Origin of the sequence: Streptomyces sp. NPDC048291 (assembly GCF_043201715.1) — a bacterium.
GTDB lineage: Bacteria > Actinomycetota > Actinomycetes > Streptomycetales > Streptomycetaceae > Streptomyces.
The window spans coordinates 179276-205210 of record NZ_JBICZC010000004.1 but is presented as its reverse complement, the minus strand read 5'-3'; the positions used below and the strand labels follow the sequence as shown (position 1 = coordinate 205210).

The window sequence follows — 25935 nt, the reverse complement described above, 5'->3', positions numbered from 1 at the left end:
CCGGACATCCGGCCCCACGGCCGTCCCCGGCGGGCTACGCTGCGATCGCATCAACTGTGAACAGTCTCCAACGCATGGACACACACCGTGGTCTAGTCCACAATTGCATACGAGGGCTGAACGCGTACGGCATCAGCCGTACGGCACAGTCGCACTCTTCCGTCTTCCCCGCACAGGAAGGCGGACCGAGGAACCGGAGCTCTCTGCCCTGACTGCCCCGGATCCTCACCTTCGGCCGATCGGGACCGCACACCCCGTGGCCGTTGCTGCTCCGGGCTGCGGTGCCGGGAGGGTTGAGGGTCCCTCCCAGGCGCCGCGGCCCGCGGGTGTCTCCGGGCCCGCCCTTCCCCGCCTTCCCGCCGCTTTTCGGCCATCCACATACCCCCAGGTACGCTCACAGACGTGCCCTCCATGAACGAACTGGTCCGCCAGCACACCGCCCTCGACGACTCCGACCTCGAGTGGCTCCATCTGCTGGTCTCGGAGTGGCAGCTGCTCTCCGACCTCTCCTTCGCCGACCTGGTCCTGTGGGTCCCCACCCGGGACGGCACCCGGTACGTCTCGGTGGCGCAGATGCGCCCCAACACCGGCCCCACCTCCTACCAGGACGACATGGTCGGCCACCTGGTCCCGCGCGGCCGCCGGCCCATGCTGGACATCGCCCTGGACGAGGGCCGGATCGTCCGCGAGGGCGACCCGGAGTGGCGCGAAGAGGTCCCTGTACGGGTCGAGTCCATCCCGGTACGGCGCGAGGGCCGGGTCCTCGGGGTCATCGCCCGCAACACCAACCTGCTGACCGTGCGCACCCCGAGCCGCCTGGAGCTCACCTACCTCCAGAGCGCCTCCGACCTCGCGCAGATGATCGCTGCCGGATCGTTTCCCTTCCCGAACCAGCAGGTCGACATGGACGCCTCGCCGCGCGTCGGCGACGGCCTGATCCGGGTGGACGGCGACGGCATCGTCCAGTACGCCTCCCCGAACGCCCTCTCGGCCTACCACCGGCTCGGCCTCGCCGCCGACCTGCTCGGCCACCACCTCGGCCAGACCACGGCCGAACTCGCCCCGAGCAAGGGGCCCGTGGACGAGGCGCTCGCCAAGCTCGCCAGCGGCTGGGCGCCGCGCGAGTTCGAGATCGAGTCCGAGGACGGCGTCATCCAGTTCCGGGCGATCCCGCTCAAGCCCAAGGGCACCCGCATCGGTTCCCTGGTGCTGCTCCGGGACGTCACCGAACTGCGGCGCCGCGAGCGGGAGTTGATCACGAAGGACGCGACCATCCGGGAGATCCACCACCGGGTGAAGAACAACCTCCAGACGGTCGCCGCGCTGTTGCGCCTGCAGGCCCGGCGCATCGAGTCGGAGCGCGGCCGGGAGGCCCTGGAGGAGGCCGTACGGCGGGTCGGCTCGATCGCGATCGTGCATGAGACGCTGTCTCAGAACCTGGACGAGCGCGTCGAGTTCGACGAGATCGCCGACCGGGTCCTCGCGATGGTCGCCGAGATCTCGCCGGGCAAGGTCACGGGCCGGCGCACCGGCCGCTTCGGGATACTCGACGCCGAGGTGGCCACCCCGCTGTCGATGGTGCTCACCGAAGTCCTGCAGAACGCACTGGAACACGGCTTCCGCGAAGGCGAGACCGGCACCGTCGAGGTCACGGCGGTCCGCGGCGGCACCACCAAGGAGGCCCGGCTGCTCGTCACCGTCCAGGACGACGGCGTCGGCCTGCCCGAGGGCTTCGACCCGCACCGCTCGGGCAACCTCGGTCTGCAGATCGTACGGACGCTGGTGGAGGGCGAGTTGGGCGGCACGTTCGACATGGTGCCGGCACCGGAGCGGGGCACCCGGGTGATCCTGGATCTGCCGGTGCGCCCGCAGAAGTGAAGCTTCCGGGCAGCAAAGAGCCCCGGACCTGGTGGGTCCGGGGCTGCTCGCTCGTTGCTGCTCCAACTGCTAAGCGCATCGGGGGTACTGCGCGCTGCGGCTCGGGGGCGGGAGATGCGTACTCGCTGTACGCGCCGCCAAGCTCAGGCTGTCACCAGGGGTGGGACTGTCAGGCGGTGGCCTGACGGGCCCGGTTGCGGGCGGCACGGCGCTTCATCGCGCGACGCTCGTCCTCGCTGAGACCACCCCAGACGCCGGAGTCCTGGCCGGACTCGAGCGCCCACTGCAGACACTGGTCCATAACGGGACAGCGACGGCAGACGGCCTTGGCTTCCTCGATCTGCAGCAGCGCAGGACCAGTGTTGCCGATGGGGAAGAAGAGCTCGGGGTCTTCCTCGCGGCAAACGGCGTTGTGACGCCAGTCCATGGCTGCTACCTCTCCTTGGTATTACATGCACGTTGCTTGTGAATGTGAACGCTTTCACGAATCCCTCAACAAGTGAAGGGCCGACCGCCAGGTTCCCTGGCAGGGGTCCTGTGAGTTGAAGGGGGATTCCGGTGATCAGTGGACGCCGGTGTTGCGGGCTGTCCCGACCGCCACGTAGAGCCTCGCAAACCTCAGCGACGGATACAACCCCTTCCGGAAAGTTTTTTTTGATTCCTCGGTGTCGACTGGGTCACAGCCGTACTTCCATGGGGTGGATCCTGGCCTAAACGTTCGAGTGAAAGGACTTTGGCCCGTTCCGCTCACACAATCACACGCAGTGCGCGGCGTACGCCTGTGAACGTCACGCTCGTACGCAGTCCTAGGTGGTCGCCGTCCATCTGGAGGGGCAGGGGCACCTTCGAATGCAAGGTGAACTGGTCCAGATCGTGCAGGGACACCGCGTGCTTGCCGTGGGGTCCCTTGTCGGGGGACGAAGTGAGCAACTGCGTGCCATACCGGGCAGCCGCGGCCGTCGACAGGCGGCTGAGACCGAGTACGTCGATGCCCTTATCGAACGAGGCCTTAGGCGACGTGTACATCGGACGATTGCCGAGATACGTCCAGGGCGAGGTATTGCAGACTATCGCCACGACGAGATCCGTGATCGGGTCGGCGCCGGCCCGATCCAGGGTGATCGTCCCGTGCCGGCGGTGCTGCTCGCCGAGGAATTGCCGGACGACCTGACGAACGTACAGCGCGTGCGTGGATTTCTTACCGAGCTCGCGCTGCTGCTCGACCCGCCCCACGACGCCGGCGTCGAAGCCGAGTCCCGCGTTGAAGGTGAACCAGCGGGCCGGGACCGCCTCGTCCTCGGTGCCGGGAGTGCCGGCGGTCAGGCCGAGCCCGACGAAGCGCTCGCGTTTCTCGCGCAGCGCGTCCAGCAGGTCGCCGGTGGCCTCGACCGGGTCGTTGGGCAGGCCGAGGGCGCGGGCGAAGACGTTGGTGGAGCCGCCGGGGACGACGGCGAGGCCGGGCAGCCGGTCCGGGTCGGGACCGTTGTGCAGGAGGCCGTTGACCACTTCGTTGACCGTGCCGTCGCCGCCGAGCGCCACGACGAGGTCGATGTCGTCGCTCTCCGCCGCGAGCCGGGCCAGGTCGCGGGCGTGGCCGCGGTACTCGGTGGTGACCGCCTCCAGCTTCACTTCGCTCGCGAGCGCGTGGATGAGGACGTCGCGCCTACGTGCGCTTGTGGTGGTTGCCGCCGGATTGACCACGAGAAGTGCACGCATGGATTGCAGCGTACCTACTGGAAAGTACCGATCCCAGACCGAGTTAGGGATCCGGTAAGAGATAGGGGCGTGAGCCTCGACACTTGGGGGTCCCGGCCGAGGGCTACCCTGCTGGGGTGAGTGAAGCACCTGCGGCTGAGAAGACCGACGGAATCGAGGCGCCCCGTCCGCCGCGGCTGACGTATGCCGCCGCGCTGGTCGGGCTGGAAGGGCTCGCCCTGTTGGCCGGCGGGGTGTGGCTGGCCGTGCTCGGGGTCGCCGGGGATCCGGACGACCGGGGGCAGGCGATCACCGGGGGCGTCACCGTGGTCGTGCTGGCGCTGCTGCCGCTGGTCGCTGCGCGGGGGCTGCTGCGGCGGAAGAGCTGGAGCCGGGGGCCGGCGGTGATCACGCAGATCATGGCGTTGCCGGTGGCGTACAACCTGCTGCAGGCCGACAGTGTGGCGATTCCGGTGGGGATCGTGCTGGCGGTGGTGGCGATTGCTTCGCTGGTGCTGCTGGTGAACTCCGCTACGACCCAGGCCCTTGGGATCAAGGGCCCCGGGCGTAGTAGCTGATCTGCGGGGCGGTGGGGGCCGGTCGCGCAGTTCCCCGCGGCCCTTTGGGGCGCGCTGAGCCTCAGGGCGCTGAGGACTACTCCTCGACCAGCAGCTTTTCCCGCAGCTGGGCCAGAGTCCTCGCCAGCAGGCGGGAGACGTGCATCTGGCTGATGCCGACCTCCTGGGCGATCTGGGACTGGGTCATGTTGCCGAAGAAGCGGAGGAGGAGGATCCGCTTCTCGCGGGGCGGGAGGTCCTCCAGGAGGGGCTTGAGGGACTCCCGGTACTCGACGCCCTCCAGAGCCTCGTCCTCGGCGCCGAGGGTGTCGGCGACCGCGGGCGACTCGTCGTCGGTGTCGGGGACGTCCAGGGACAGCGTGGAGTAGGCGTTGGCCGACTCCAGGCCCTCCAGGACCTCCTCCTCCGAGATCGCCAGCTTCTCGGCCAGCTCGTGCACCGTGGGGGAGCGGCCGTGCTGCTGGGACAGCTCCGCCGTGGCGGTGGTGAGCGCGAGCCGCAGCTCCTGGAGACGGCGCGGGACGCGGACGGCCCAGCCCTTGTCGCGGAAGTGGCGCTTGATCTCGCCGACCACGGTCGGGGTGGCGTACGTCGAGAACTCCACGCCCCGGTCCGGGTCGAACCGGTCGACCGACTTGATCAGGCCGATCGTGGCGACCTGGGTGAGGTCGTCCAGCGGCTCGCCGCGGTTGCGGAACCGGCGCGCGAGGTGCTCCACGAGCGGCAGATGCATCCGGACCAGCCGATTGCGCAGCTCCGCGTACTCGGCGCTGCCCTCCTTGAGCCCGCGCAGCTCGATGAACAGGGCGCGCGCGCCGCTGCGGTCCTGAGCGCTGCGGTCCTGAGCGCTGCGATCCTGAGGTTCGTGCTGGGTCGCCTGCACTACCTCCGCGGCCAGCGCCTCGTCCTCGGCGTATCGCTCGTGCTCGCTCATCGTCCCGCCCGTCGCCCTTCCGCGAGCCTTCGCCCCGGCTCGGAGCGGGGCCGCGACCCCGTTCCGCCCTTCCGGGGGCGCGCTCTGCGCGGCACCCTCCAGACCGGCCTGCGCGGAGGGGTCCTCCGGGTGCGGCCTGGCCTGTTCCGGGATGCCGTCGATGCCGTCAGCCATGCGGCGGGAGCCGGCCCCGGGGCCTTCGCCCCCGGTCGGCAGCTCCCGTGTGCCGCGTTCTTCGTCCCGCACCGGCCCGTCCCCGTTCCTCACGCCGGCCCGGGTCCCGCGCCGCGCTGTTTGTAGAGGCTGATCGACACGGTCTTGTCCTCGTCGACGGCCGACGAGACCTTGCCCGCCAGGGCCGAGAGCACGGTCCAGGCGAAAGTGTCGCGCGAGGGGGCGTGGCCGTCCGTGGTCGGAGCGGAGACCGTGACCTCCAGCGAGTCGTCGACGAGGCGGAAGACACAGCTGAGCACCGAGCCGGGAACGGCCTGCTGGAGCAGGATCGCGCACGCCTCGTCGACAGCGATGCGCAGATCCTCGATCTCGTCCAGGGTGAAGTCCAAGCGGGCGGCGAGACCGGCCGTGGCCGTGCGCAGCACCGACAGGTAGGCACCCGCAGCCGGCAGCCGGACTTCCACGAAGTCCTGGGTCGCGGGCTCGCCTGCGATCTGGGACACCCTCACCTCCATGGTGGTACAAGCTTTTCGGGGCCGAGGGTCGCCCCCCGGGGTAACGCACTACGTGGTTCAGCGGTGACGCTACCGCGCTCCGAACTTTTCTGTCCCCGGGACCCCAACCCCCTGGCGTCACTCACAGTAAACCTGTGGATACGCTCCGTGTCTAGAGGTCTGCCTTGCCCAATTGGGAAGAGCGCGCGCCGGGTTGACGTACCCCGGCGTCGAACCGTCGAACCGTCGGTGCTGTGGTCTTCAGCAGCCGTAGTGCAGTGTCACACGAGCACGTGGTCGACGAAGCACCAGCGCCATTCCTCGCCGGGTTCGAAGGTCCGCATTATCGGGTGACCGGACGATTCGTGGTGGCCTGTCGCATGTCTTCCGGGCGACGAGTCGCAGCAGGCGACATGGCCACAGGTCAGACAGAGCCGCAGCTGTACCGGGTGCCAGCCCTTGGCGAGACACTCCGGGCAGGTCTCGTTCTGTGGCTCGGGTTCCGGGAGCGGCAGCGCGTCGCGGTGCGTGCACTGTTTCATGATTGCCAGATTACGACGGGTGTGCGGGTGGCCGCGCGAAAAACGAGGGCGGGCGAGGACCATGGACGTGATGCCACTGCTGTTGCTGGTGGCGGGGAGCGCCGCGATCGCGGGTGCGGCCCGGCGCACTCCGGTGCCGGCGCCGCTGCTGCTGGTCGCGGTCGGCCTCATGGTGTCCTACGTCCCCGGGGTCCCCGACTACACCCTCGACCCGGAGATCGTGCTGCCGCTGGTGCTGCCCCCGCTGCTGTACAAGGAGGGCACCGAGAGCTCCTATCTCGACCTGCGGGCGAACATGCGGCCGGTGGCGCTGCTGTCGGTGGGGTACGTGCTCTTCGCGACCTTCGTCGTCGGCTGGGCCGCCTACCTGATCGTGCCCGGGCTGCCGCTGCCCGCGGCGCTCGCGCTGGGCGCGGTCGTGGCGCCCACGGACGCGGTCGCCGCCGCCGCGATCGCCCGGCGGGTCGGGCTGCCGTCCCGGCTCACCACGATCCTGCAGGGCGAGTCCCTGCTGAACGACGCCACGGCGATCACCGCCTACCGCGTGGCCGTCGCGGCGGCCGTCGGCGAGGGCGCCTCCTGGGCCGCCGGGATCGGGGAGTTCCTCCTGGCCGCGTTCGGCGGCGTGATCGTCGGCGTGGTGCTGATGGTGCCGATCCACTGGCTGCGCACGCACCTGAAGGAGCCGCTGCTCCAGAACACGCTGTCGCTGCTGATCCCGTTCGTCGCCTACAGCGTCGCCGAACAGTTCCACGCCTCCGGCGTGCTGGCGGTCGTCGTGGTCGCCCTCTACCTCGGCCACCGCGCCTGGGAGGTCGACTTCGCGACTCGCCTCCAGGAGGAGGCGGTGTGGCGCATGGTGGCGTTCGTGCTGGAGTCGGCGGTCTTCGCGCTGATCGGACTGCAGCTGCCGGTCGTCCTCAAGGGCCTCGGCGCCTACGAGGGCATCGACGCCGCCTGGTACGCGTTCGCCCTCTTCCTGGTCGTGGTGGCGGCCCGGTTCGTCTGGATGTACCCGGCGGCCTTCCTGCCGCGGCTGCTGTTCCGGCGGATCCGCGAACGGGAGGGCAACCCCACCTGGAGAAGTCCGGCGGTCACCGCCTGGGCGGCCATGCGGGGCGTGGTCTCGCTGGCCATCGCCTTCTCGATCCCGCTCACCGTGCACGGCGGCGCCCCCTTCCCGCAGCGCAACCTGATCCTGTTCCTGACCTTCACGACGGTCATCGGCACCCTCGTGGTGCAGGGCTTCACCCTGGCCCCGCTGATCCGCCTGATGAAGTTCCCGGCCCGGGACGCCCAGGCCGAGACGCTCGCCGAGGCGAACGCCCAGGCCCAGGCCTCCCGCGCGGCCGAGACCCGCCTCGACGAACTCCTCTCGGACGACCGCAACGACCTCCCCCCGCCGCTCGCCGACCGCCTGCGCACGGTCCTGGAGCGCCGCCGCAACGCCGTCTGGGAGCGCCTCGGCCAGACCAACCCGATCACCGGCGAGTCGGTCGACGACACCTACCGCCGCCTCTCCCGGGAGATGATCAGCGCCGAGCGCTCGGTCTTCGTCCGGCTCCGCGACCACCGCTACATCGACGACGAGATGCTGCGCACCCTGCTGCGCCGGCTGGACCTGGAGGAGGCCGCCGCGTACCGGGAGGCCGAGTGACATCCGGCGCGCGGCCCCGGGGCCGTACGACGACCAGGCCGTCCAGGCCGTCCGCGCCCCTGCCGGTCAGGCCGTCAGCACCGCCGCCACGGACACGTCCCGCCCCAGGCCGCCCTCCCGCGCCAGCTCGACAAGTCCGTACAGCAACTTGGCGACATACAGGCGCTCCACCCGCACCCCGTGCCGCTCCTCGAAGTCCTCGGCGAAGGCATCGAGTTCGGGTGTCGTACGCCCGTACCCGCCGAAGTGGAACCGCTCGTCGAGCGACCACCGCCCGCGCCGCTCGCCGAACGCCTCCGCCTGCAACCGCCCTATCTCGCCCGCCAGGAACCCGCCCCGCAGCACCGGTACCCCCAGCGCCCGCTGCTCCGCCCCCAGTCCGGCGGCCAGTCCGGCCAGCGTGCCTCCGGTCCCGCAGGCGATCGCCACCACGTCGGCCCGCCCCCGCAGCTCCGCGCCGAGGGCGCGGCAGCCGCGTACCGCGGCCGCGTTGCTGCCGCCCTCCGGCACCACGTAGGCGTCCTCGGTCCCCACCGCCCGCAGCAGGCCGGCCAGCACCCCCGGCTCGGCCTTGCGCCGATACGTCGACCTGTCGACGAAGTGCAGCCGCATCCCGTCGGCCGCACACCGCGCCAGCGACGGATTGAGCGGCCGGGCGGCCAGTTCCTCGCCCCGCACCACGCCCACCGTCGCAAAGCCCAGGAGGCGGCCCGCGGCGGCCGTCGCGCGCAGGTGGTTGGAGTACGCCCCGCCGAAGGTGAGGACGGGCCGGCCGGCCGCCGCCTCGATGTTCGGGACCAGCTTGCGCCACTTGTTGCCGATCGAGTGTACGGCCACTGGCGTAAGTGGCAAGGGTGCAGGTCAGATGGCATGAAAGAGCCCCCGACAGGACGGGGGAGGCCTGTCGGGGGCCGGGGTCCCCATCCCAACCGGCTCGACCTGTCCAGGGTTGGGGCGGTTGGAACGGGGAGCTTGGGAAGAGCCGGAATTCTCAGCGCGAACCGGCGAGGGCGACGCCCACCACCAGGCCGCACGATGCCGAAATCGTGATGATCAGCAGAGGACCAGCCAGAGCCGCAATCTTGCTGCCGATTCTCGTCACTCGTCGGTCACCGCCTCGCTGTCGTCTGTGTCGCCGGTGTCGTCCATGTCGGCCACGAGACACAGCCGCGCACCTCGGCTCTCCGCAACTCTGAGCGCGTCGACCATCCCGTTGGACAGCGTCCGAAGGGCGAATCGGAGTTCCCGATCCGTTGCCGCAGGATCGTCAACCAGTTCCCCGACCCGCTCCAGGAGCTCAGCCCCCAGAGCGAGTTGGACCTGTTCGAGGTCATCGGCTCTCCGAGACAGGAATCCCTTCGGGTTGTCGGAGATCAGAAAGCACGGCTTGCCCTCCGGGGTGGACCACGGCAACAGCCTCGGTGCGCCGCCCCTTTCAACCTCAGTCGTCGTCATGAGTCGATCCTGTAATGCCCGTGTGGCCGCAACTAGCTGCCTCATGTGGGCCCACCTGTAGGCCCGCTGTAGGCCACAATGGCGGGTATGAATATCGGGGAACGGATTCGTGAGCGGCGGGAACAACTCGGTTGGTCCCAATCGCGATTGGCGAGGGAAGCATGCCGCGTCGCAGGCGTGGGCCCCGAGAAACTAGGCAGGCAAGAGATCTACCGCTACGAGACAGGCAAGCGCACCCCGCGTGACTGGCTGGCCCCGATCGCTCAGGCTCTGGGGTTGTCCGCGCATGTGCTGAGCGGAGACCAGCCTGACGCAGACTCCCTCTCCGGCATCTGGCACAGCCGGTACACCTACGAGAGCACGAGCCGAGGCCAGGTGACGCGGCACCACTACGTGATCATACGTCAGGTGGGCAACCGGCTACATGGCGAGAGCCTCCCAGGCTCGAACGACTCCCCGATCTTCGTGGAACTCACCAAGGACGGCCCGGCACTCACCGGCACCTGGACCGAGCGCACAGCGGCTGAGGGGTACTACAAGGGCGCGGTCTACCACGGAGCGGTACAGCTCTTGGTCGAGATGACAGGGCGGAGCATGGACGGCATGTGGGTTGGCTTCGACAAGTCGTTCAAGGTCAACAGCGGCCCGTGGTCCCTGACGTACGAGACCGCAGACACCTCCCGACGGGCACTCACGCGCTTCAATCGGCCGCCCGCCAGGTAAGGGCAGCTCTCGCCCCTCTACGGAGCCGTACGCCCGCAGCCAGCCGCCTGCCCGACCCCGACCGGAGCGCCAGATAGTCCCGTCGTGAAGGCGAGCGATCCGCCGATCATGGAATCGGATGAACTTTTCTCTACTTACTCAAGGGCGCGCCTTCGGCGCGCCGGGCGGTCCGGCCGCCTCGGCCCGGCGTGCGGCCTTCGGCCGGTCCGGTCCGGTCGGCCACCGCCCGACACCGGGCGAGCCTTGAGCGTCGGAGCGTCCTGCGACCCAATCGGCGTAACTCTTCTTCACTAGATCTATATGGCGCGCCGCCGTGGCCGGAGACGTCGTGGCTGGGGGCGGACGGCCTACGAGGCTTGAGACAGCCACCATGGGGCGAGCCTCGAAGAACAGGGGGGCCGATCGGGCTATTGCGGGCAGGTCCCAAGGACTGCCCGATCCGCCGGGCAAGCGTAAGGCCCCCTGTTCTCTCGCCCCATGGCAGCTCCCGTCCCAAGCCTCTACGGCCGGCCGCGTGCCAAAGGTGCAGATCAGGGGGCCCGAGGTCTAGGCAGCCAGGCCCACCAGGTCCTGTTCTTCCTCGAAGACGATCACGCCGTTGAGCCGCCCGGCGTCCCGCATGAGCGGCTGTTGCTTCTCGCCGACCCAGTGGAAGCAGCAGTCAGCCAGCAGCTTCAGCCAACTCCGCTTGCAGCCTTGGCCACGAGGAGGCAGGACCGTGAAGGAGTGCAGCACGACCCGGAGCAGCATTCGAGCTTTCTCCTGATCGGCCGCAATCCAGGCTGAACGCAGACGCTCAGCGTCTTGCAGGATCGAAAGGTCAATGGCTGCCTTGATTTCCGCCAGCTCGGTACTTGCGGATCTCAACTGGCCTTCAATCGCTTCCCGCATTTTCAGGTAGCGATGTTCACCCTCGGCGCCCTTGAAACGGCCCTGCACGTAGTAGGCGTCATCGAGCTTATCCAAACGCGATTGAGCGTCTGCCACGGTCGCGATTAGCTCGACCCGCCGCGCTTCCGTCTCCGGATCATCGTAGGCCAGCCAGCGGGTAGCCAATTCCTTGAAGAGTTCGTGTTCACCATCGAGGGACCTTACGCGCGCCATGAACGCCGCAGATATGGCACGGTCCAGGTCTTTCACGAGAACAGTCATGCCCTTGCAAGCCGACTTACCGAGATTCACCCGCCGATAACAGCGGTACTGTTGCCCGCTCTTGGTCATGTTTCCACCGCAGCGACCGCACTTGGCGAAACTCGACAACAGAGAGTTTGCGCCAGGCTTTCCGCGCCTACCAGTTGCGAAGGACTCGGACGTGCGAGATCGCAGACCCGCGAGAATCCGAGCCCGTTCCCCGACGGTGACGACGCCTTCACCGATTCGGATCGGCTTTCCGTCCTCTCCCATCAACGGCTCACCAGTCAGGCGCCAGCGCTCCCGCCCCGCGTCATCCACGTAGCGCTCATGCACCGGCATGAGGCCCGCCCACGCCGGAGAGTGAGTGAGTTGCGTGATGGTGGACGACCGCCACATGCCGCCGCGCCGTGTCCTGAGGCCGTCGGCGTTCAGTTCATCCGCGATTGATTGCGCCGAATCGTTGTTCAGCAAAGCGTCAGCGATGCGGCGCGCAGTCTCGAATTCCTTCGGGTTGCGCTGCGTCCTCTTCTTTCGCACGCGCAGCCCGTAGGGAGGCTGGCCGCCCGGCCATGCCCCGGTGAGTTTCTTCTCAGCCTTCGTACTGCGGGTACGAGTCGACGTGTTGTACGACTCGGAGCGCGCCTGTTCCGCCAGCCAGGCGAACAGCCCACGGTGTTGGGGGACACTGCTGTCCAGGCCGTCAATGTGCGCGATGAGGCGAGCGCCGATCCTCTCGAACTGATCGAGGACATTGCCGACCTGTCCCATGCCCTGACGGCTGAGTCGGTCGAGCTTCCACACCAGCAAGTGGCGCACCTCATCGGCCGCCACGGCAGCAATGGCTTTGTCGAACTCTTCCCGGGTGAGTCCCGCTTTGAACGCCGAGATCTCTTCGAGCCAGACCTTACGGACCGTCAGCCCTTCGCGCGCCGCACGTTCCCGAAGGTCCCGCTCATGCTTCTTCAGAGTTGTTTTGTCGTCTTGCCAATTGCTGCGCCGAAGGTACAGATCGCACAGCTTGGCCGGATCTGTAATCGCACCCATATCGAGAACCACCTTCCGTGAAGGCGGATGGGTCTGTCCAGCGATTAACTTCCTGGTCAGTACCCACCTACGCCAGTCGGTCTGTTCTCGATCAGCTCCGGGTGGATCAGGTCGTCCCGCTTGAGGAGGAGGCGGACGCCGTGCCCGGCGAAACGGTCGTCGGCCACCGCCTGCAGCGGGGAGGGGAGCCGGGGAGCGAGTATGTCGGCGCTGGTCACGTCGTCATTGTCGCCCGGGGTGCGGCACAGGGCGTCGGCGCGGGCTCACTTCAGCCGCTCGGCGACGCGCTCGCGCAGCCAGGACATCGGGAAGCCGCGCGGGTCCACCTTCCCCGGCTGCCACTCCAGGTGCCCGATCACCGACCGTGCCGACCAGCCGTGCCGCCGGCACACCGCCGCGGCCACCTTCTCGACCGCCTCCAGCTGGGCCTCGGGCCAGGGGTCCTCGCCGTCGCCCAGGTTCTCGCACTCGAAGCCGTAGAAGTGCCGGTTGCCGTCGGTGTTCGCCTCGTTGTCCGGGGGCAGCGCCTTCTCGGCGATCACCGCGCGCAGCACGTCGTCGTCGCCCAGCCCCGCGTGGTTGGCGCGGCCGTAGCCGACGAGGTGGACCGTGCCGTCCTTGGTGATGACACCGTGGCAGAGCGGGCCGGGGAGGCCGGGGTGGCCGTCGCGGCAGATCCGGACCGTGGGTTCGGTGCCGTGGGTCACCGTGTGGTGGATCATCACGCCGTGGACGGGGCCCCAGGGGCCCTTGTGGTTCCGGTTGTGGTCCCTCCAGTCGCCGACCTCGACGACTGTGACGCCCTCGTCCCGCAACGCGTCGAGGAAAGCGCCCGCGGACATGGGTGGGGCCATGACCGCCTCCTTCGTGTCCGAAGTGTCTGGATCTTCTTCGCTTTCTACAGAAGTCGGGCGTACCGGGCCAGCCCCGTTTGGCGGTGTTCGGATCCCGTGCGAGTCGATCCAGACAAGTCGGCATATCGAGGGGCGATTGAGGGGCGGTCGAGGGGTGAGGGGTGAGGTGATATGTCGGCATGCCCAGTAGTGCGATGATCTATTCCCGCTCTTTCGGGTAATGGTCCCAGCACGTTCCGTGATGACAGGGTGGCCCGTGAGACCGATGCGTGGGCAGTTCGGCGCCCGCGCAGGTATGGGAGGGCATTTCCTTATGTCGGTAGGCGAAGAGGTCCGCACGGATCAGGGCAAGCCGCAGCAGTCTCTGGACACGGCGGCAGCGCGGAACCTGGCCACCACGACCAAGTCCGCACCCCAGATGCAGGAGATCAGCTCCCGCTGGCTGCTGCGGACGCTGCCCTGGGTCGACGTACAGGGCGGCACGTACCGGGTGAACCGGCGGCTCACCTACACGGTCGGCGACGGCCGTATCACGTTCCTGAAGACCGGCGACCGTGTCGAGGTCATCCCCGCGGAGCTGGGCGAGCTGCCCGTTCTGCGCTCGTACGACGACGAGGAGGTGCTGGCCGAGCTGGCCCAGCGCTGCCGGCAGCGCGACTTCGCCGCGGGCGAGGTCATCGCCTCGTTCGGCAACGGCACGGACGAGGTCCACCTGCTGGCCCACGGCCGCGTCGAGAAGATCGGCACCGGCCCCTACGGCGACGACGCGGTGCTCGGGGTCCTCGCCGACGGCTCGTACTTCGGCGAGCAGGGCCTGATCGACCCGGACGCCATCTGGGAGTACACCGCCCGCGCGGACACGGCCTGCACCGTGCTGACCCTGTCCCGGCAGGACTTCGAGCAGGTCGCCGAGCGCGCCGACTCGCTGCGCGAGCATCTTCAGCAGCTGCGCGCGATCCCCGAGCAGCGCACCAACAAGTACGGCGAGAAGGAGGTCGCCCTCGCGGCCGGCCACAGCGGCGAGCCCGACATCCCGCACACCTTCGTCGACTACGAGGCCCGGCCGCGTGAGTACGAGCTGAGCATCGCCCAGACGGTGCTGCGCATCCACACCCGCGTGGCCGACCTCTACAACCAGCCGATGAACCAGACCGAGCACCAGTTGCGGCTCACCGTGGAGGCGTTGAAGGAGCGCCAGGAGCACGAGCTCATCAACAACCGGGAGTTCGGACTGCTCAGCAACTGCCAGTACGACCAGCGGCTGCAGCCGCACGACGGCGTGCCCAGCCCGGACGACATGGACGAGCTGCTCAGCCGCCGGCGCGGCACCAAGCTCTTCCTCGCCCACCCGCGCGCCATCGCCGCCTTCGGTCGCGAGCTCAACAAGCGCGGACTGGTCCCGGAGACCGTCGAGATCGGCGGCAACCGCATCCCGACCTGGCGCGGAGTCCCGATCTACCCGTGCAACAAGATCCCGGTCACCGAGGCCAGGACCACCTCGATCATCGCCATGCGTACCGGCGAGGACAACCAGGGCGTGGTCGGACTGCGGCAGTCCGGTCTGCCGGACGAGATCGAGCCGAGCCTCTCGGTCCGCTTCATGGGCATCAACGAGCAGGCCATCATCAGTTACCTGGTCACGGCGTACTACTCGGCCGCCGTACTGGTCCCGGACGCCCTCGGCGTGCTGGAGAACGTCGAGATCGGCCGCTGGAGGTGACGTTTCCGCACTTGGTGGCCGTGTCCCCGCCCTCCGGGGCGGGTACACCCTCGGGGTACGTGCCGAGCCGTGGCGGCCACGCCACCGTACGCGCACTCCGCGAAGGGGAGGCCATGGCCGAGTTCGTGACGGAGCGGCAGCAGCATGCCACGCAGCTGCCGCAGGGGAGGCCGGAGTCGCCCGACGGGGCCGAGGCGGCGGTGATACTGGAGCGGGTACGGGCGTCCGTCGATCCCGAACTGCGCGCCGCCGTCGCGTCGTTGCCCGGTCCGATGCGGCGGATCGCGCGCTACCACTTCGGCTGGGAGCACGCGGACGGCACCCCGGCGGACGGCGACGCGGGCAAGGCCATCCGGCCCGCGCTGGTCCTCGCCGCCGCCGACGCGCTCGGCGGCCCGGCGGCCCGCACGGCAGCAGTACGGGCCGCGGCGGCCGTGGAGCTGGTGCACAACTTCACCCTGCTCCACGACGACGTCATGGACCGGGACACCTCCCGCAGGCACCGGCCCACCGCATGGACCGTGTTCGGCGACGCGGACGCGATCCTCGCCGGGGACGCCCTCCAGGCGCTGGCCCTCAGGCTGCTCGCCGAGGACCCGCACCCGGCGTCCGCGGCGGCCGCCGTCCGGCTCGCGGACTGCGTCCTCGAACTGTGCGCGGGACAACACACGGACACGGCCATGGAGGACCGGGCGCCCGACGAGGTCACCCTCGACGAGGTGCTCGCCATGGCCGAGGCCAAGACCGGGGCGCTGCTCGGCTGTGCCTGTGCCCTGGGCGCGCTGTACGCGGGGGCGGGAGCGGCGGAGGTGGCGGCGCTCGACGGCTTCGGCCGCCAGGCCGGGCTGGCGTTCCAGCTGATCGACGACGTCATCGGGATATGGGGTGACCCCGTCCGCACCGGCAAGCCGGCCGGCGCGGACCTGGCGGCCCGCAAGAAGTCCCTGCCGGTCGTCGCGGCCCTCACCTCCGGCACCCCGGCCGCCGCCGACCTCGCCGCGCTGTACGCCGAGCCGCATCTGCGGGCGGACGCGCGGGCCGACGCCGACGACATCGCGCGGACCGCACTGGCGGTGGAGCGGGCGGGCGGCAGGGACTGGGCCCAGTCCGAGGCGGCCGACCGGATGGCACGGGCGATGCAGGAGCTCGCCCGTGCCGTGCCCGGCCCGGAGTCGGCCGGCGGCCTGCTCGCGCTCGCCGAGTTCGTGACCCGGCGCAGCAGGTGAAGACCCCGGAGCCCCCGGCGCCGCGCGGCTCCTGACCCCGCGCGGCTCTCCGGGGGCTCCGGCCCGACGGGTCCCGCGCATCCCCACGGTGCGCGGGGCCCGCCGATTCCCGGCCGGCGGCGGGCACGGCCGCCGGACCCGGCCTAGGCTGGGGGAATGGACAGCCAGGACCAGGTCTGTCCGGTCTGCGGACAGCCCGTCGAACGAGTGGTGCGACGGCACAAGACGCTCGGAGCCTGGGTTCCGGTCTGGGGCCCCGGTCCCTGCCGCAACCCCCACTGCGGCGAGCGCACCGGGCCGCCGGGCCCGCAGGAGGCGTCACCGCCGAGGCCCCCGCCGCCCGGGGCCGCCGAGCGGGGACCGTAGCGTGAGCGCATGACCGCACTCCCGAACATCCTGCACATCACCGAGCGCTCCCTGTGGGAGGAGGCCCGCGCGCGGGGCCGCTACGAGCTGTCCACCCGGGGCCGCACCCTCCAGGAGGAGGGTTTCATCCACTGCTCCACCCGCGACCAGCTCCCGCGCATCGCGGCGTTCCTCTACGGCGCCTACGACGGCCCGGACGAACTGGTGGTGCTGGTCGTGGACCCGGCCCGGGTCGGCGCCCCGGTGAAGTGGGAGGCGCCGGATCCCGGCGGTGAGGAGTTCCCGCACGTCTACGGACCGATACCGGTGACGGCCGTGGTGGACGTGGAGCCCTGGAGCCGGGCTCCCCGTTCCTAGGCCCGAGTTCCCCGCCCCTGGTCGTCGGCCCGGCTCGGCAGGCCCCCGGTCTCGGGGTCGCGGCCGGTGAGGCAGTAGACGCCGCCCGCCGGGTCGCGCATCACCGTCCAGTGGCGGCCGTCGGCCACGTGCACGGCGCCGAGTTCCTCGTGCCGGGCGCGGGTGGCCGGGATGTCCGCGCACGCGAGGTCGAGGTGGGCGGCGGCGGGCTGTTCGCCGGCCAGCCGCTGGAGCAGGATCCGCACGGGCAGGCCGGCCGGCTGCCTGAGCACCCGGAACTCCGGCAGCGCGCCGGTCAGCGGCTCCCAGCCGGTCAGCCGCGCCCAGAACGCGGTCTCCGCCTCGTAGGCGGACGGCGGGATGTCGAGGCTGACCTGGTCCAGCCGGCTGCCCGCCACGACCGGCGGCCGTACCGACTCTCCCTGCCAGGGCACGGCGCACCACAACTGCCCGGCCGGCGACCGCAGAACGCTCCACCCGTCGTGCTCGGCGACCGTCCCCGCACCGAGTTCCCGGGCCCGCTTGACCAGGCCCGGCACGTCCTCGACGCACAGGTCCAGGTGGGCTCCGCCGGGGCCCGTCCCGACGCCCTGGAGCTTGACGCAGGCGTCGACGCCGGAGGCCGGCAGCAGCGTCACGAACTCGTCGTCCTCGCCACGGGGCGCGGACAGGAAGGTGCCGGTGACAGCGGTCCAGAACGCCTGGGCGGCGGCGAGATGCGCGGCGGGCCGGTCGGCGAAGGCGTAGGTCCAGCGGATGGTCATACGGTGATCGTAAGTGTGCTATCCGGCCGCCCGGCGTTCCGTGAAGCGCAGCAGGTTCCCCGCCGGGTCCCGGAACGCGCAGTCCCGGACGCCCCAGTGCTGGTCCATGGGCTCCTGGATCACGTCACCGCCGTGCTCCCGCACCCGCTCGTACAGCGCGTCGCAGTCGGCGGTGGAGAAGATCACCCCGCGCAGCATGCCCTTGGCCAGCAGTTCGGCCATGGCCTGCCGGTCGGCGGGGGAGGCGTCCGGGTTGGCGCCCGGCGGCTCCAGCACGATCTCCACGCCCGGCTGCTGCGGCGACCCGACGGTCACCCAGCGCATCCCCTCGAACGCCACGTCGTTGTGGACCTCCAGGCCGAGGACGTCACGGTAGAAGGCGAGCGCCTTGTCGTGGTCGTCGACGGCGATGAAACACTGCGCGAGTTGTACGTCCATGAGGCCAGGCTAGGAGTAAACGTGCGTAGGCGCGTGCGGTTGTCCGGCGAGGTCAGTACGGCCGGCGGCGAGGCCGCGTGAACGTCCGGGCCACGCAGGACGGGATGACCGTGCTCTCCTCGTGGTCCCGTGCCCGGTACGCGCTCGGTGTCTCCCCGACCAGCTCGGTGAACCGCGAGCTGAAGGACCCCAGCGACGTACAGCCGACCGCCATGCACACCTCGGTCACCGTGCGGTCGCCGCGGCGCAGCAGCGCCTTGGCCCGCTCGACCCGCCGGGTCATGAGATAGCTGTACGGCGTCTCCCCGAAGGCCTTGCGGAAGCTGCGCTGGAAGTGACCGGGGGACATGAGGGCGGTACGGGCGAGTTCGGCCATGTCGAGCGGCTCGGCGTACTCGCGGTCCATGCGGTCGCGCGCCCGGCGCAGCCGCCTCAGGTCCTCCAGGGGGGTCACCCGCCCAGCATGGCACGCACATCACGCACACGACGGGGGTTTGTTTTTGGACGTGCGTTTGCCTCGGGTTCTCGCGCAATTGGCCCGCCCTTGTTTGCATATAGGAATGGACCACATCACGTTCCTCGTGGCGGTCGTGATCGTCACTGCACTTGCCTTTGACTTCACCAACGGGTTTCACGACACGGCGAACGCGATGGCCACGTCCATCGCGACCGGCGCGCTCAAACCGAAGACGGCGGTTCTGATCAGCGGCGTGCTCAACCTGGTCGGAGCCTTCCTCTCCACGGAGGTCGCCAAGACGATCTCCGGCGGCATCGTGAACGACGCCAAGGTGACGCCTGCGATGATCTTCGCCGGCCTCATCGGGGCGATCCTGTGGAATCTGATGACCTGGCTGGTCGGGCTGCCGTCCAGTTCCTCGCACGCCCTGTTCGGCGGGCTGATCGGGGCCGTGTGGGTCGGCGCGGGGTCCGGCGCGGTCAACTTCGACAAGGTTGTCGAGAAGATCATCATCCCGGCGTTCGCCTCGCCGGTGGTGGCGGGCGTCGCCGCGCTGATCGCGACGTACTGCGCCTACAAGCTCACCGCACGCGGCCGTGAAGGCTCCGTGACCAGGGGCTTCCGGCTCGGGCAGATCGGCTCGGCCTCGCTGGTCTCGCTCGCGCACGGCACCAACGACGCCCAGAAGACCATGGGCATCATCACCCTGACCCTGATCTCCGTCGGCGCCCTCCCGGGCGACGCAGGGCCGCCGGTCTGGGTCATCTTCAGCGCCGGTCTCGCCATCGCCCTCGGCACGTACATCGGCGGCTGGCGGATCATCCGCACCATGGGCAAGGGCCTGACCGAGATCCAGTCCCCGCAGGGCTTCGCGGCGGAGACCGCCTCCACGGCCGTCATCCTGACCTCCGCCCACATGGGCTTCGCGCTCTCCACCACGCAGGTCGCCTCCGGTTCCATCCTCGGCGCGGGTGTCGGCCGCCGGCTCGCGGAGGTCCGCTGGGGCGTCGCAGGACGCATGGTGGCCGCCTGGGTGATCACGCTGCCCTGCGCCGCGCTGGTCGGCGGCATCTCCGCGTACGCGGTCAAGCACGGCGGCAACTTCGGCACGGTCGTGGTCGCGCTGGTCGGCGCCGCGCTCGCGGCCGGCATCGTCGTCCTGTCGCGGCGCAACCCGATCGACGCGAAGAACGTCAACGACGGCCACGAGGTCGCCATCCGCACCACGCCCCCGTCCCACGTCGACACCGCCGCCTGAGCGCTGCCTGAGTGAGGGAGTTCCCATGAACATCGACTGGACCGCACTCGGCGAGGTCACCGCGGTGAGCATCGGAGTTACATTCGCAGTGGTGGTTGTCTTCGCCTTCGGCGTCCTCGGGCTCGCCCGCTACGAGGGTGCCAAGGAGCAGGGCGGCACCAGCACCGTCGGCGCCGCCCAGGCGGGGCTCTGCTTCCTCGCCTGCGTGGCGGTGGTGGCGTACGGCATCTACCTGATCGTGCCGCAGTTCCACTGACCCGCAGACACCCACCAAGCCGCTGAGGAGGACTGGATGACGACGCCGGACCTGCTGTCCGACCTGGCCGACCTGAAGGTCGACTACAGCGACCCGGACGACCCCGTACTCATCCGCCCGGACGGATCCCCGATCGACACCTGGCGGGAGAACTACCCGTACGCCCAGCGCATGGAGCGCAAGGAGTACGAGTGGCACAAGCGGCTCCAGCAGATCGAGCTGCTGAAGCTGCAGACCTGGATCAAGGAGACGGGACGCCGGATCGTCATCGTCTTCGAGGGCCGGGACGCGGCCGGCAAGGGCGGCACCATCAAGCGCTTCACGGAGCACCTGAACCCCCGTGGCGCGCGCGTGGTGGCCCTGGAGAAGCCCACGGAGCGCGAGAGCGGCCAGTGGTACTTCCAGCGCTACGTCGAGCACCTGCCGACCGCCGGCGAGATCGTGATGTTCGACCGCTCCTGGTACAACCGGGCCGGCGTCGAGCGGGTCATGGGCTTCTGCTCGGACGACGAGTACCGGCGCTTCATGCGCCAGGCCCCGTTGTTCGAGCGGATGCTGGTGGACGACGGGGTGGACCTGGTGAAGTTCTGGTTCTCGGTCTCGCAGGGCGAGCAGCGGACCCGCTTCACCATCCGCCAGGTCGACCCGGTGCGGCAGTGGAAGCTCAGCCCGATGGATCTGGCCTCGCTGGACCTGTGGGACAACTACACGGCCGCCAAGGTCGCGATGTTCCGCGAGACGGACACCGAGTACGCGCCCTGGACCGTGGTGAAGAGCAACGACAAGAAGCGGGCCCGGGTCGAGGCCATGCGCAGCGTGCTGGCCCGCTTCGACTACGCCGACAAGGACGAGGAGGTCGTCGGCAGCCCGGACCCGCGGGTCGTGGGCGCGGCGGCCGGCCTGCTGGAGGCCGGCGAGGACGACCACGGCGGGCACTAGCACCCGTCACCCGACAGGGGCCGGCCGGACATCCGGCCGGCCCTTCGCCGTACCCCCGGCCCCGCAACCCCTGCGTTGCTCCCGTGAACGCCCGTGCGCGGCCGGCGAGCCGCCGGGGGAGCGGGCGTGGCCGGATGGACACGGTTCGCCCCGGTGACCGATGATCCCTTGCATGATCCGCGCCGCCACCGAGAACGACGTCCCCGAGATCCGCGCCATGATCCGCGAACTCGCCGCGTACGAACGGGCCGTGGAGCAGGCCCGGGCCACCGAGGAGCAGCTCCGCGAGGCGCTGTTCGGCGCCCAACCCGCGGCCTACGCGCTGGTCGCCGAGGACGAGACCACGGGCGGACCCGTGGGCTACGCCCTGTGGTTCCCGCGCTTCTCGACCTGGACCGGAACCCGGGGCATGCACCTGGAGGACCTCTACGTGCGCCCCGACGCCCGCGGCGGCGGCCACGGCCGGGCCCTGCTCGCCGCCCTCGCCGCGCACTGCCTGCGCAACGGCTTCGAGCGCTTCGAGTGGTCGGTACTGGCCTGGAACGACCCGGCGATCGGCTTCTACCGGTCGCTCGGCGCCGAGTTCCTGGACGAGTGGCGCATCTGCCGCCTGACCGGCGGGCCGCTCAAGGAGCTGGCCGCCGGGTCGTAGGCCGTACCCGGAAAAAAAGACCGCACCCGAACCCTCCGGACCACCGTGAACGGCGGTCCTTCGGGCCGGGTGCGGCCGAACAAGGCCTTGGCAACCGGTAAGGGTGCGGGTCAGGCCTTCTTGGTCTCCCAGAAGATCGTGTCGATCTCGGCGATGAGCTCCAGGGCCTTCTCGCCGGTCTTCGGGTCCGTGGACGCCTTGGCGGCCGACAGGGCCTTCAGGGTGTCGTTGACCAGCTGGTGCAGCTGGGGGTACTTCTCGAAGTGCGGGGGCTTGAAGTAGTCGCTCCAGAGCACCGAGACGTGGTGCTTGGCGAGCTCGGCACGCTGCTCCTTGATGACGGTGGCGCGCGCCTGGAAGTGCGGGTCGTCGTTGGCGGCCATCTTCTCCTGCACGGCCTTCACCGACTCCGCCTCGATGCGGGCCTGGGCCGGGTCGTACACACCGCAGGGCAGGTCGCAGTGCGCGCTGACCTTGACCTTGGGGGCAAACAGGCGGGAAAGCATGGAGCATTCCTTCCTCGTGATCGTCTTCTCAGGTGGGACATTACTCCCTGGGAAGCGCGATTTCGCGAGTGCCCCCATGGGCTTAGGACAAAAGTCCAGGGTCAGACTGAGACTGGTGGAGGAACGGACCGGGGAGGTGCCGGGGATGCCGGAGCTGTCGCAGGAGACCGAGCGGGGGAGGGGCGCCGCGCTCTTCGGACTGGCCGAGGTGACCGGCCCGTCCATGGTGCCCACGCTGTACCAGGGGGATCAGCTCCTGGTGCGGTACGGGGCCAGGGTGCGGGCCGGGGACGTCGTCGTCCTGCGTCATCCCTTCCAGCAGGACCTGCTGGTCGTCAAGCGGGCCGTGGAGCCGCGCGAGGGCGGCTGGTGGGTGCTCGGGGACAACGCGTACGCGGGCGGGGACAGCACGGACTACGGGACCGTGCCGCAGGAGCTGATCCTCGGCCGGGCCCTGTTCCGCTGGCGGCCGCTGCGGGCCGGTCAGCGCTCGCCGCTGGCGGTGGCCCGCTGGGCGCTCTCGGCCGCCAGGCCGGTGCTGGCCGAGCGCTCGGGGCGGTCCGGCCGGTCGGGGCGTTCCGCCTCCAGGCGTTTGCGGGCCCGGTAGGCGGCCACGTTGGCGCGGGTCGCGCAGCGGTCCGAGCAGTAGCGCCGGGAACGGTTGGTCGAGGTGTCGAGGTAGGCGTTGCGGCACGGCGCCGCCTCGCACAGGCCGAGCCGGTCCACGCCGTACTCGGTGAGGTGGAAGGCCAGGCCCATCGCCGCGATCGCCGTGTAGCCGGCGGTGGCGTTGGAGGGGTGGTCGGCCAGATGCATGTGCCACAGCGGGCGGCCGTCCTCGTCCCGGAAGTCGTGCCCGGAGATCTGCGGGCTCACCGGGAACTCCAGGAGGAGTGAGTTCAGCAGGTCGACCGCGAGGGTCTCCTCGCCCTTGTCGGCCGCCTCGAAGACCGCGCGCAGCCGGGCCCGGACCGAGCGGAAGCGGGTGAGGTCGGCCTCGGTGGCGCGCCGGGCGGCCTGCTGGTTGCCGCCGAACAGATCACGGACGGCCTCGACCGAGGTCAGGGAGTCCTTGCCCCGGGCCGGTTCCTCGCTGTTGACGAGGCGGACAGCGTAATCCGAGTAATAGGCCAGTTCCACTTGTAGTCCTTACGCGGGCACTCTAGGGTCGGTCGTGCGGTCGGGTAACAGGCGGTCGTGCTTCCAGGGTATTACGGGACTTGTGCGGTGGAGGGTTGCCATGACGGACGCGCCGATGACCACGACATCCACGACCGGGGCCGACTGGGGCGCCTGGCAGGAGAGCTGGGACCGGCAGCAGGAGTGGTACATGCCGGACCGCGAGGAGCGGTTCCGGGTCATGCTCGACATGGTGGAGGCGCTGGTCGGTACGGCACCCCGGGTCCTCGACCTCGCGTGCGGCACCGGCAGCATCACCGCCCGGCTGCTCGCCCGCTTCCCGGACGCGGTGAGCACCGGGGTCGACCTCGACCCGGCCCTCCTCGCCATCGCCGGGGGCACCTTCGCGGGCGACGACCGGGTCACGCTCGTCACCGCCGACCTCAAGGACCCGGAGTGGACCGCGCGGCTGCCGTACGACTCGTACGACGCCGTCCTGACCGCCACGGCCCTGCACTGGCTGCACAGCGAACCCCTCGCGGCCCTCTACGGTCAGGTCGCGGAACTCGTCCGCGACGGCGGTGTCTTCATGAACGCGGACCACATGATCGACGACAGCACGCCCCGGATCAATGCCGCGGAACGGGCGCAGCGGCACCGGGGTATGGATCAGGCCAAGGCGGCGGGGGCCCTGGACTGGGCCGAGTGGTGGCAGCTGGCCGCCCAGGACCCGGTGCTCGCCGGGCCCACCGCCCGCCGCTTCGAGATCTACGGGGAGCACGCGGAGGGCGACATGCCGTCGGCGGAGTGGCACGCGCGCGTGCTGCGGGAGAAGGGGTTCGGGGAGGCCCGGCCCGTCTGGTGCTCGCCGTCGGACACGCTGCTGCTCGCCGTCAGGTAGACCGAAGGCGGAGCCCGGGCAGACCGAAGGGGCGGTACGAGGATGCTCGTACCGCCCCTCGGCGTACCGCTACAGCACCTTCGACAGGAACGACTTCGTCCGGTCGTGCTGGGGGTTGCCCAGGACGTCGCGCGGGTGGCCGGACTCGACCACCACGCCGTCGTCCATGAAGACCAGGCTGTCGCCGACCTCGCGGGCGAAGCCCATCTCGTGCGTGACGACGATCATCGTCATGCCGTCCTCGGCCAGGTCCCGCATCACGTCCAGGACCTCGCCGACCAGCTCCGGGTCGAGCGCGGAGGTCGGCTCGTCGAAGAGCATCAGCTTCGGCTGCATGGCGAGCGCGCGGGCGATCGCGACGCGCTGCTGCTGGCCGCCGGAGAGCTGCGCCGGGTAGTGGCCGGTGCGGTCGCCGAGGCCGACCCGGTCGAGCAGGCGCTGCGCCCGCTCCCGGGCCGACGCCTTCGACTCGCGCTTGACCTGGACCGGCGCCTCCATGACGTTCTCCAGGGCCGTCATGTGCGGGAAGAGGTTGAAGCGCTGGAACACCATGCCGATGTCCCGCCGCTGCGCCGCGACCTCCTTCTCCTTCAGCTCGTAGAGCTTGTCGCCGTGCTGGCGGTAGCCGACCAGGTGGCCGTCGACGTAGAGGCGGCCGGCGCTGATCTTCTCGAGGTGGTTGATGCACCGCAGGAACGTGGACTTGCCGGAACCGGACGGGCCGATCAGGCAGAACACCTCGCGCGGCAGCACCTCCAGGTCGATGCCCTTGAGGATGTGCGACAGCCCGAACGACTTGTGCACGCCCTCGGCCTTGACCATCGGGGCGCCGCTGCTCGGCGGGGTGATGTCCTTGGCGAGAGAGGTCATCGGGCCACCTCCGGGCGACGGAACGAACCCCACTGGGACAGATTCCTCCGCAGCCGCTGCAGCGGGGTGGGCGGGAGGTTGCGCGAGGAGCCGCGGGCGTAACGGCGCTCGATGTAGTACTGGACGATGCTGAAGATCGTGGTCAGGAACAGGTACCAGATGCAGGCGACGAAGTACATCTCGACGACCGCCAGCGAGGTGCTGGAGATGTCCGTGGCCTTCTTGATCAGCTCGGGGAGCTGGACCGCGTAGGCCAGCGACGAGGTCTTCAGCATGTTGATGAACTCGTTGCCGGTCGGCGGGATGATCACCCGCATCGCCTGCGGGAGGATCACCCGGCGCAGCGTCTGGCCCTGGGTCATGCCGAGTGCGTGCGAGGCCTCGGTCTGCCCCTCGTCGACCGACTGGATGCCGGCGCGGACGATCTCCGACATGTACGCGGCCTCGTTCAGGCCGAGGCCCAGCAGGGCGGTGAGGACCGGGGTCATCACCTGGTTCATCTCGTCCTTGTAGAACCCCAGGTTCAGGATGGGGAAGACGAGCGCGATGTTGTACCAGAGCAGCAGCTGGACCAGGACCGGGGTGCCCCGGAAGAACCAGATGTAGAACCAGGACACCGTGCTGGTGACCGGGTTCGACGACAGCCGCATCACCGCGAGGACCACGCCGAGCGCGACGCCGAGCACCATGGCGAGGACCGAGATGTAGAGCGTGGTCCAGGCGCCGGAGACGATGCCCTGGTCGAAGAGGTAGTCGGGGATGACGCTGTAGTTGATCTTCGCGTTGGAGAAGGCGATCCCGATCAGCACCAGGAGGACGATGACCACGACGCCGGACACCCAGCGCCCGTAGTGGCGCACCGGGATGGCCTTGATCTGCTCCGGCGGCACGGAGGGCGCCGGAGTTCTGTCGACCGTGTCAGTCACTGTGACGGCCCTTCAGTC

General features: G+C 69.8%; 29 protein-coding genes and 2 pseudogenes. 14 read left to right on the top strand and 17 right to left on the bottom strand.

The annotated features are described in order from the left end of the window. The first annotated feature begins 411 nt into the window (after window positions 1-411). Window positions 412-1878 (top strand): sensor histidine kinase, encoded by a 1467-nt coding sequence (locus tag ACGF5O_RS11810; protein WP_393810121.1) that lies wholly within the window; start codon window positions 412-414, stop codon window positions 1876-1878. A 169-nt stretch (window positions 1879-2047) separates the two neighbouring features. Here the strand turns inward: ACGF5O_RS11810 and ACGF5O_RS11805 are convergent, their stop codons facing one another. Then, on the bottom strand, window positions 2048-2305 hold the full coding sequence (locus ACGF5O_RS11805; protein WP_010353616.1) for a WhiB family transcriptional regulator: 258 nt from the start codon (window positions 2303-2305) through the stop codon (window positions 2048-2050). Between the two features lie 320 nt (window positions 2306-2625). Then, window positions 2626-3594: a diacylglycerol/lipid kinase family protein gene (locus ACGF5O_RS11800; RefSeq protein WP_393809741.1), complete on the bottom strand. Its 969-nt coding sequence runs from the start codon at window positions 3592-3594 to the stop codon at window positions 2626-2628. A gap of 116 nt (window positions 3595-3710) precedes the next feature. Between ACGF5O_RS11800 and ACGF5O_RS11795 the strand changes: the two genes are divergently transcribed. Continuing rightward, entirely contained in the window at window positions 3711-4151 is a 441-nt protein-coding gene (locus tag ACGF5O_RS11795; RefSeq protein WP_393809740.1) for a hypothetical protein, read from the top strand. A gap of 76 nt (window positions 4152-4227) precedes the next feature. On the opposite strand, the gene ACGF5O_RS11790 is transcribed toward ACGF5O_RS11795, so the two are convergent. The 3 genes from ACGF5O_RS11790 to ACGF5O_RS11780 form a co-directional block, all read right to left on the bottom strand. Then, complete coding sequence (locus ACGF5O_RS11790; RefSeq protein WP_393809739.1) at window positions 4228-5352, bottom strand: RNA polymerase sigma factor SigF; 1125 nt, start codon at window positions 5350-5352, stop codon at window positions 4228-4230. Beyond that, window positions 5349-5762, bottom strand: coding sequence for an anti-sigma regulatory factor (locus ACGF5O_RS11785; RefSeq protein WP_004925829.1), 414 nt, complete (start codon window positions 5760-5762; stop codon window positions 5349-5351). The genes ACGF5O_RS11790 and ACGF5O_RS11785 overlap by 4 nt, the downstream gene beginning before the upstream one ends. A 272-nt stretch (window positions 5763-6034) precedes the next feature. After that, window positions 6035-6295, bottom strand: coding sequence for a UBP-type zinc finger domain-containing protein (locus ACGF5O_RS11780; protein ID WP_393810120.1), 261 nt, complete (start codon window positions 6293-6295; stop codon window positions 6035-6037). A 61-nt stretch (window positions 6296-6356) separates the two neighbouring features. On the opposite strand from ACGF5O_RS11780, the gene ACGF5O_RS11775 reads away from it, so the two are divergent. After that, on the top strand, window positions 6357-7952 hold the full coding sequence (locus ACGF5O_RS11775) for a Na+/H+ antiporter (protein ID WP_393809738.1): 1596 nt from the start codon (window positions 6357-6359) through the stop codon (window positions 7950-7952). Between the two features lie 66 nt (window positions 7953-8018). Here the strand turns inward: ACGF5O_RS11775 and ACGF5O_RS11770 are convergent, their stop codons facing one another. Continuing rightward, window positions 8019-8789, bottom strand: a complete 771-nt coding sequence (locus tag ACGF5O_RS11770) for a 1-aminocyclopropane-1-carboxylate deaminase/D-cysteine desulfhydrase (protein WP_393809737.1) — start codon at window positions 8787-8789, stop codon at window positions 8019-8021. A gap of 261 nt (window positions 8790-9050) precedes the next feature. Continuing rightward, on the bottom strand, window positions 9051-9407 hold the full coding sequence (locus ACGF5O_RS11765; RefSeq protein ID WP_393809736.1) for a hypothetical protein: 357 nt from the start codon (window positions 9405-9407) through the stop codon (window positions 9051-9053). 87 nt (window positions 9408-9494) lie between these two features. On the opposite strand from ACGF5O_RS11765, the gene ACGF5O_RS11760 reads away from it, so the two are divergent. Continuing rightward, the gene (locus ACGF5O_RS11760; RefSeq protein ID WP_393809735.1) at window positions 9495-10130 is read left to right on the top strand and encodes a helix-turn-helix transcriptional regulator; all 636 of its coding nucleotides are present in this window, start codon (window positions 9495-9497) and stop codon (window positions 10128-10130) included. A gap of 546 nt (window positions 10131-10676) precedes the next feature. On the opposite strand, the gene ACGF5O_RS11755 is transcribed toward ACGF5O_RS11760, so the two are convergent. The 3 genes and pseudogenes from ACGF5O_RS11755 to ACGF5O_RS11745 all read right to left on the bottom strand — a co-directional run bounded on the left by ACGF5O_RS11755 (window position 10677) and on the right by ACGF5O_RS11745 (window position 13162). Then, window positions 10677-12308 (bottom strand): recombinase family protein, encoded by a 1632-nt coding sequence (locus tag ACGF5O_RS11755; protein ID WP_393809734.1) that lies wholly within the window; start codon window positions 12306-12308, stop codon window positions 10677-10679. 80 nt (window positions 12309-12388) lie between these two features. Then, window positions 12389-12526: pseudogene (locus ACGF5O_RS11750) on the bottom strand (1-aminocyclopropane-1-carboxylate deaminase); the annotation flags it as partial. 45 nt (window positions 12527-12571) lie between these two features. Further along, window positions 12572-13162, bottom strand: coding sequence for an N-acetylmuramoyl-L-alanine amidase (locus ACGF5O_RS11745; RefSeq protein ID WP_393809733.1), 591 nt, complete (start codon window positions 13160-13162; stop codon window positions 12572-12574). 313 nt (window positions 13163-13475) lie between these two features. Between ACGF5O_RS11745 and ACGF5O_RS11740 the strand changes: the two genes are divergently transcribed. From ACGF5O_RS11740 to ACGF5O_RS11725, 4 genes are all read left to right on the top strand, one after another. Further along, on the top strand, window positions 13476-14882 hold the full coding sequence (locus ACGF5O_RS11740) for a family 2B encapsulin nanocompartment shell protein (protein WP_393809732.1): 1407 nt from the start codon (window positions 13476-13478) through the stop codon (window positions 14880-14882). A gap of 113 nt (window positions 14883-14995) precedes the next feature. Continuing rightward, entirely contained in the window at window positions 14996-16108 is a 1113-nt protein-coding gene (locus tag ACGF5O_RS11735; RefSeq protein WP_393809731.1) for a family 2 encapsulin nanocompartment cargo protein polyprenyl transferase, read from the top strand. Between the two features lie 156 nt (window positions 16109-16264). Further along, entirely contained in the window at window positions 16265-16474 is a 210-nt protein-coding gene (locus ACGF5O_RS11730; RefSeq protein WP_393809730.1) for a hypothetical protein, read from the top strand. 9 nt (window positions 16475-16483) lie between these two features. Further along, the gene (locus ACGF5O_RS11725) at window positions 16484-16831 is read left to right on the top strand and encodes a DUF952 domain-containing protein (protein ID WP_362596620.1); all 348 of its coding nucleotides are present in this window, start codon (window positions 16484-16486) and stop codon (window positions 16829-16831) included. On the opposite strand, the gene ACGF5O_RS11720 is transcribed toward ACGF5O_RS11725, so the two are convergent. The 3 genes from ACGF5O_RS11720 to ACGF5O_RS11710 are packed head-to-tail and all read right to left on the bottom strand — an operon-like array spanning window position 16828 to window position 18439. Beyond that, window positions 16828-17595 carry a VOC family protein gene (locus ACGF5O_RS11720; RefSeq protein ID WP_393809729.1) on the bottom strand — a complete coding sequence of 256 codons (768 nt, stop codon included), beginning with the start codon at window positions 17593-17595 and terminating at the stop codon, window positions 16828-16830. The genes ACGF5O_RS11725 and ACGF5O_RS11720 overlap by 4 nt on opposite strands. A gap of 18 nt (window positions 17596-17613) precedes the next feature. Then, a complete protein-coding gene (locus ACGF5O_RS11715; protein WP_393809728.1) occupies window positions 17614-18033 on the bottom strand; it encodes a VOC family protein in 420 nt (139 codons plus the stop codon). Window positions 18034-18085: 52 nt separating this feature from the next. Then, window positions 18086-18439, bottom strand: coding sequence for a helix-turn-helix transcriptional regulator (locus tag ACGF5O_RS11710; protein ID WP_393810119.1), 354 nt, complete (start codon window positions 18437-18439; stop codon window positions 18086-18088). 154 nt (window positions 18440-18593) lie between these two features. Between ACGF5O_RS11710 and ACGF5O_RS11705 the strand changes: the two genes are divergently transcribed. From ACGF5O_RS11705 to ACGF5O_RS11690, 4 genes are all read left to right on the top strand, one after another. Beyond that, window positions 18594-19748, top strand: coding sequence for an anion permease (locus tag ACGF5O_RS11705; protein WP_393809727.1), 1155 nt, complete (start codon window positions 18594-18596; stop codon window positions 19746-19748). Between the two features lie 25 nt (window positions 19749-19773). Next, window positions 19774-20004 carry a hypothetical protein gene (locus tag ACGF5O_RS11700; protein ID WP_393809726.1) on the top strand — a complete coding sequence of 77 codons (231 nt, stop codon included), beginning with the start codon at window positions 19774-19776 and terminating at the stop codon, window positions 20002-20004. Window positions 20005-20040: 36 nt separating this feature from the next. Next, window positions 20041-20943 carry a polyphosphate kinase 2 gene (ppk2, locus tag ACGF5O_RS11695; protein WP_362596628.1) on the top strand — a complete coding sequence of 301 codons (903 nt, stop codon included), beginning with the start codon at window positions 20041-20043 and terminating at the stop codon, window positions 20941-20943. A 172-nt stretch (window positions 20944-21115) separates the two neighbouring features. After that, window positions 21116-21595 carry a GNAT family N-acetyltransferase gene (locus ACGF5O_RS11690; RefSeq protein ID WP_393809725.1) on the top strand — a complete coding sequence of 160 codons (480 nt, stop codon included), beginning with the start codon at window positions 21116-21118 and terminating at the stop codon, window positions 21593-21595. A 110-nt stretch (window positions 21596-21705) separates the two neighbouring features. Here ACGF5O_RS11690 and sodN read toward each other — a convergent pair whose 3' ends face one another. After that, window positions 21706-22101: a superoxide dismutase, Ni gene (gene sodN, locus ACGF5O_RS11685; RefSeq protein ID WP_351719271.1), complete on the bottom strand. Its 396-nt coding sequence runs from the start codon at window positions 22099-22101 to the stop codon at window positions 21706-21708. Here sodN and sodX point away from each other — a divergent pair. Beyond that, window positions 22013-22546, top strand: a pseudogene (sodX, locus tag ACGF5O_RS11680) (nickel-type superoxide dismutase maturation protease); the annotation flags it as partial. The gene sodN and the pseudogene sodX sit on opposite strands and share 89 nt — an antisense overlap. 38 nt (window positions 22547-22584) lie before the next feature. Here sodX and ACGF5O_RS11675 read toward each other — a convergent pair. Beyond that, a complete protein-coding gene (locus ACGF5O_RS11675) occupies window positions 22585-23241 on the bottom strand; it encodes a CGNR zinc finger domain-containing protein (RefSeq protein WP_393809724.1) in 657 nt (218 codons plus the stop codon). A gap of 115 nt (window positions 23242-23356) precedes the next feature. Between ACGF5O_RS11675 and ACGF5O_RS11670 the strand changes: the two genes are divergently transcribed. Beyond that, the gene (locus ACGF5O_RS11670) at window positions 23357-24121 is read left to right on the top strand and encodes a class I SAM-dependent methyltransferase (protein WP_393809723.1); all 765 of its coding nucleotides are present in this window, start codon (window positions 23357-23359) and stop codon (window positions 24119-24121) included. Between the two features lie 69 nt (window positions 24122-24190). Here ACGF5O_RS11670 and ACGF5O_RS11665 read toward each other — a convergent pair whose 3' ends face one another. Continuing rightward, window positions 24191-24991 (bottom strand): amino acid ABC transporter ATP-binding protein, encoded by an 801-nt coding sequence (locus ACGF5O_RS11665; protein WP_362596637.1) that lies wholly within the window; start codon window positions 24989-24991, stop codon window positions 24191-24193. After that, the gene (locus ACGF5O_RS11660) at window positions 24988-25917 is read right to left on the bottom strand and encodes an amino acid ABC transporter permease (RefSeq protein ID WP_393809722.1); all 930 of its coding nucleotides are present in this window, start codon (window positions 25915-25917) and stop codon (window positions 24988-24990) included. Before ACGF5O_RS11660 ends, ACGF5O_RS11665 begins: the two co-directional genes overlap by 4 nt. Window positions 25918-25935: the final 18 nt, after the last annotated feature.

What these genes read in the sequence shown, in the direction of transcription:
- ACGF5O_RS11810 (WP_393810121.1), top strand. Translation starts at nt 412, where the DNA reads ATGAACGAACTGGTCCGCCAGCACACCGCCCTCGACGACTCCGACCTC.
- ACGF5O_RS11805 (WP_010353616.1), bottom strand. Translation starts at nt 2,305, where the DNA reads ATGGACTGGCGTCACAACGCCGTTTGCCGCGAGGAAGACCCCGAGCTC.
- ACGF5O_RS11800 (WP_393809741.1), bottom strand. Translation starts at nt 3,594, where the DNA reads ATGCGTGCACTTCTCGTGGTCAATCCGGCGGCAACCACCACAAGCGCA.
- ACGF5O_RS11780 (WP_393810120.1), bottom strand. Translation starts at nt 6,295, where the DNA reads ATGAAACAGTGCACGCACCGCGACGCGCTGCCGCTCCCGGAACCCGAG.
- ACGF5O_RS11775 (WP_393809738.1), top strand. Translation starts at nt 6,357, where the DNA reads ATGGACGTGATGCCACTGCTGTTGCTGGTGGCGGGGAGCGCCGCGATC.
- ACGF5O_RS11765 (WP_393809736.1), bottom strand. Translation starts at nt 9,407, where the DNA reads ATGACGACGACTGAGGTTGAAAGGGGCGGCGCACCGAGGCTGTTGCCG.
- ACGF5O_RS11760 (WP_393809735.1), top strand. Translation starts at nt 9,495, where the DNA reads ATGAATATCGGGGAACGGATTCGTGAGCGGCGGGAACAACTCGGTTGG.
- ACGF5O_RS11755 (WP_393809734.1), bottom strand. Translation starts at nt 12,308, where the DNA reads ATGGGTGCGATTACAGATCCGGCCAAGCTGTGCGATCTGTACCTTCGG.
- ACGF5O_RS11745 (WP_393809733.1), bottom strand. Translation starts at nt 13,162, where the DNA reads ATGGCCCCACCCATGTCCGCGGGCGCTTTCCTCGACGCGTTGCGGGAC.
- ACGF5O_RS11740 (WP_393809732.1), top strand. Translation starts at nt 13,476, where the DNA reads ATGTCGGTAGGCGAAGAGGTCCGCACGGATCAGGGCAAGCCGCAGCAG.
- ACGF5O_RS11735 (WP_393809731.1), top strand. Translation starts at nt 14,996, where the DNA reads ATGGCCGAGTTCGTGACGGAGCGGCAGCAGCATGCCACGCAGCTGCCG.
- ACGF5O_RS11730 (WP_393809730.1), top strand. Translation starts at nt 16,265, where the DNA reads ATGGACAGCCAGGACCAGGTCTGTCCGGTCTGCGGACAGCCCGTCGAA.
- ACGF5O_RS11725 (WP_362596620.1), top strand. Translation starts at nt 16,484, where the DNA reads ATGACCGCACTCCCGAACATCCTGCACATCACCGAGCGCTCCCTGTGG.
- ACGF5O_RS11720 (WP_393809729.1), bottom strand. Translation starts at nt 17,595, where the DNA reads ATGACCATCCGCTGGACCTACGCCTTCGCCGACCGGCCCGCCGCGCAT.
- ACGF5O_RS11715 (WP_393809728.1), bottom strand. Translation starts at nt 18,033, where the DNA reads ATGGACGTACAACTCGCGCAGTGTTTCATCGCCGTCGACGACCACGAC.
- ACGF5O_RS11710 (WP_393810119.1), bottom strand. Translation starts at nt 18,439, where the DNA reads ATGGACCGCGAGTACGCCGAGCCGCTCGACATGGCCGAACTCGCCCGT.
- ACGF5O_RS11705 (WP_393809727.1), top strand. Translation starts at nt 18,594, where the DNA reads ATGGACCACATCACGTTCCTCGTGGCGGTCGTGATCGTCACTGCACTT.
- ACGF5O_RS11700 (WP_393809726.1), top strand. Translation starts at nt 19,774, where the DNA reads ATGAACATCGACTGGACCGCACTCGGCGAGGTCACCGCGGTGAGCATC.
- ppk2 (WP_362596628.1), top strand. Translation starts at nt 20,041, where the DNA reads ATGACGACGCCGGACCTGCTGTCCGACCTGGCCGACCTGAAGGTCGAC.
- ACGF5O_RS11690 (WP_393809725.1), top strand. Translation starts at nt 21,116, where the DNA reads ATGATCCGCGCCGCCACCGAGAACGACGTCCCCGAGATCCGCGCCATG.
- sodN (WP_351719271.1), bottom strand. Translation starts at nt 22,101, where the DNA reads ATGCTTTCCCGCCTGTTTGCCCCCAAGGTCAAGGTCAGCGCGCACTGC.
- ACGF5O_RS11670 (WP_393809723.1), top strand. Translation starts at nt 23,357, where the DNA reads ATGACCACGACATCCACGACCGGGGCCGACTGGGGCGCCTGGCAGGAG.
- ACGF5O_RS11665 (WP_362596637.1), bottom strand. Translation starts at nt 24,991, where the DNA reads ATGACCTCTCTCGCCAAGGACATCACCCCGCCGAGCAGCGGCGCCCCG.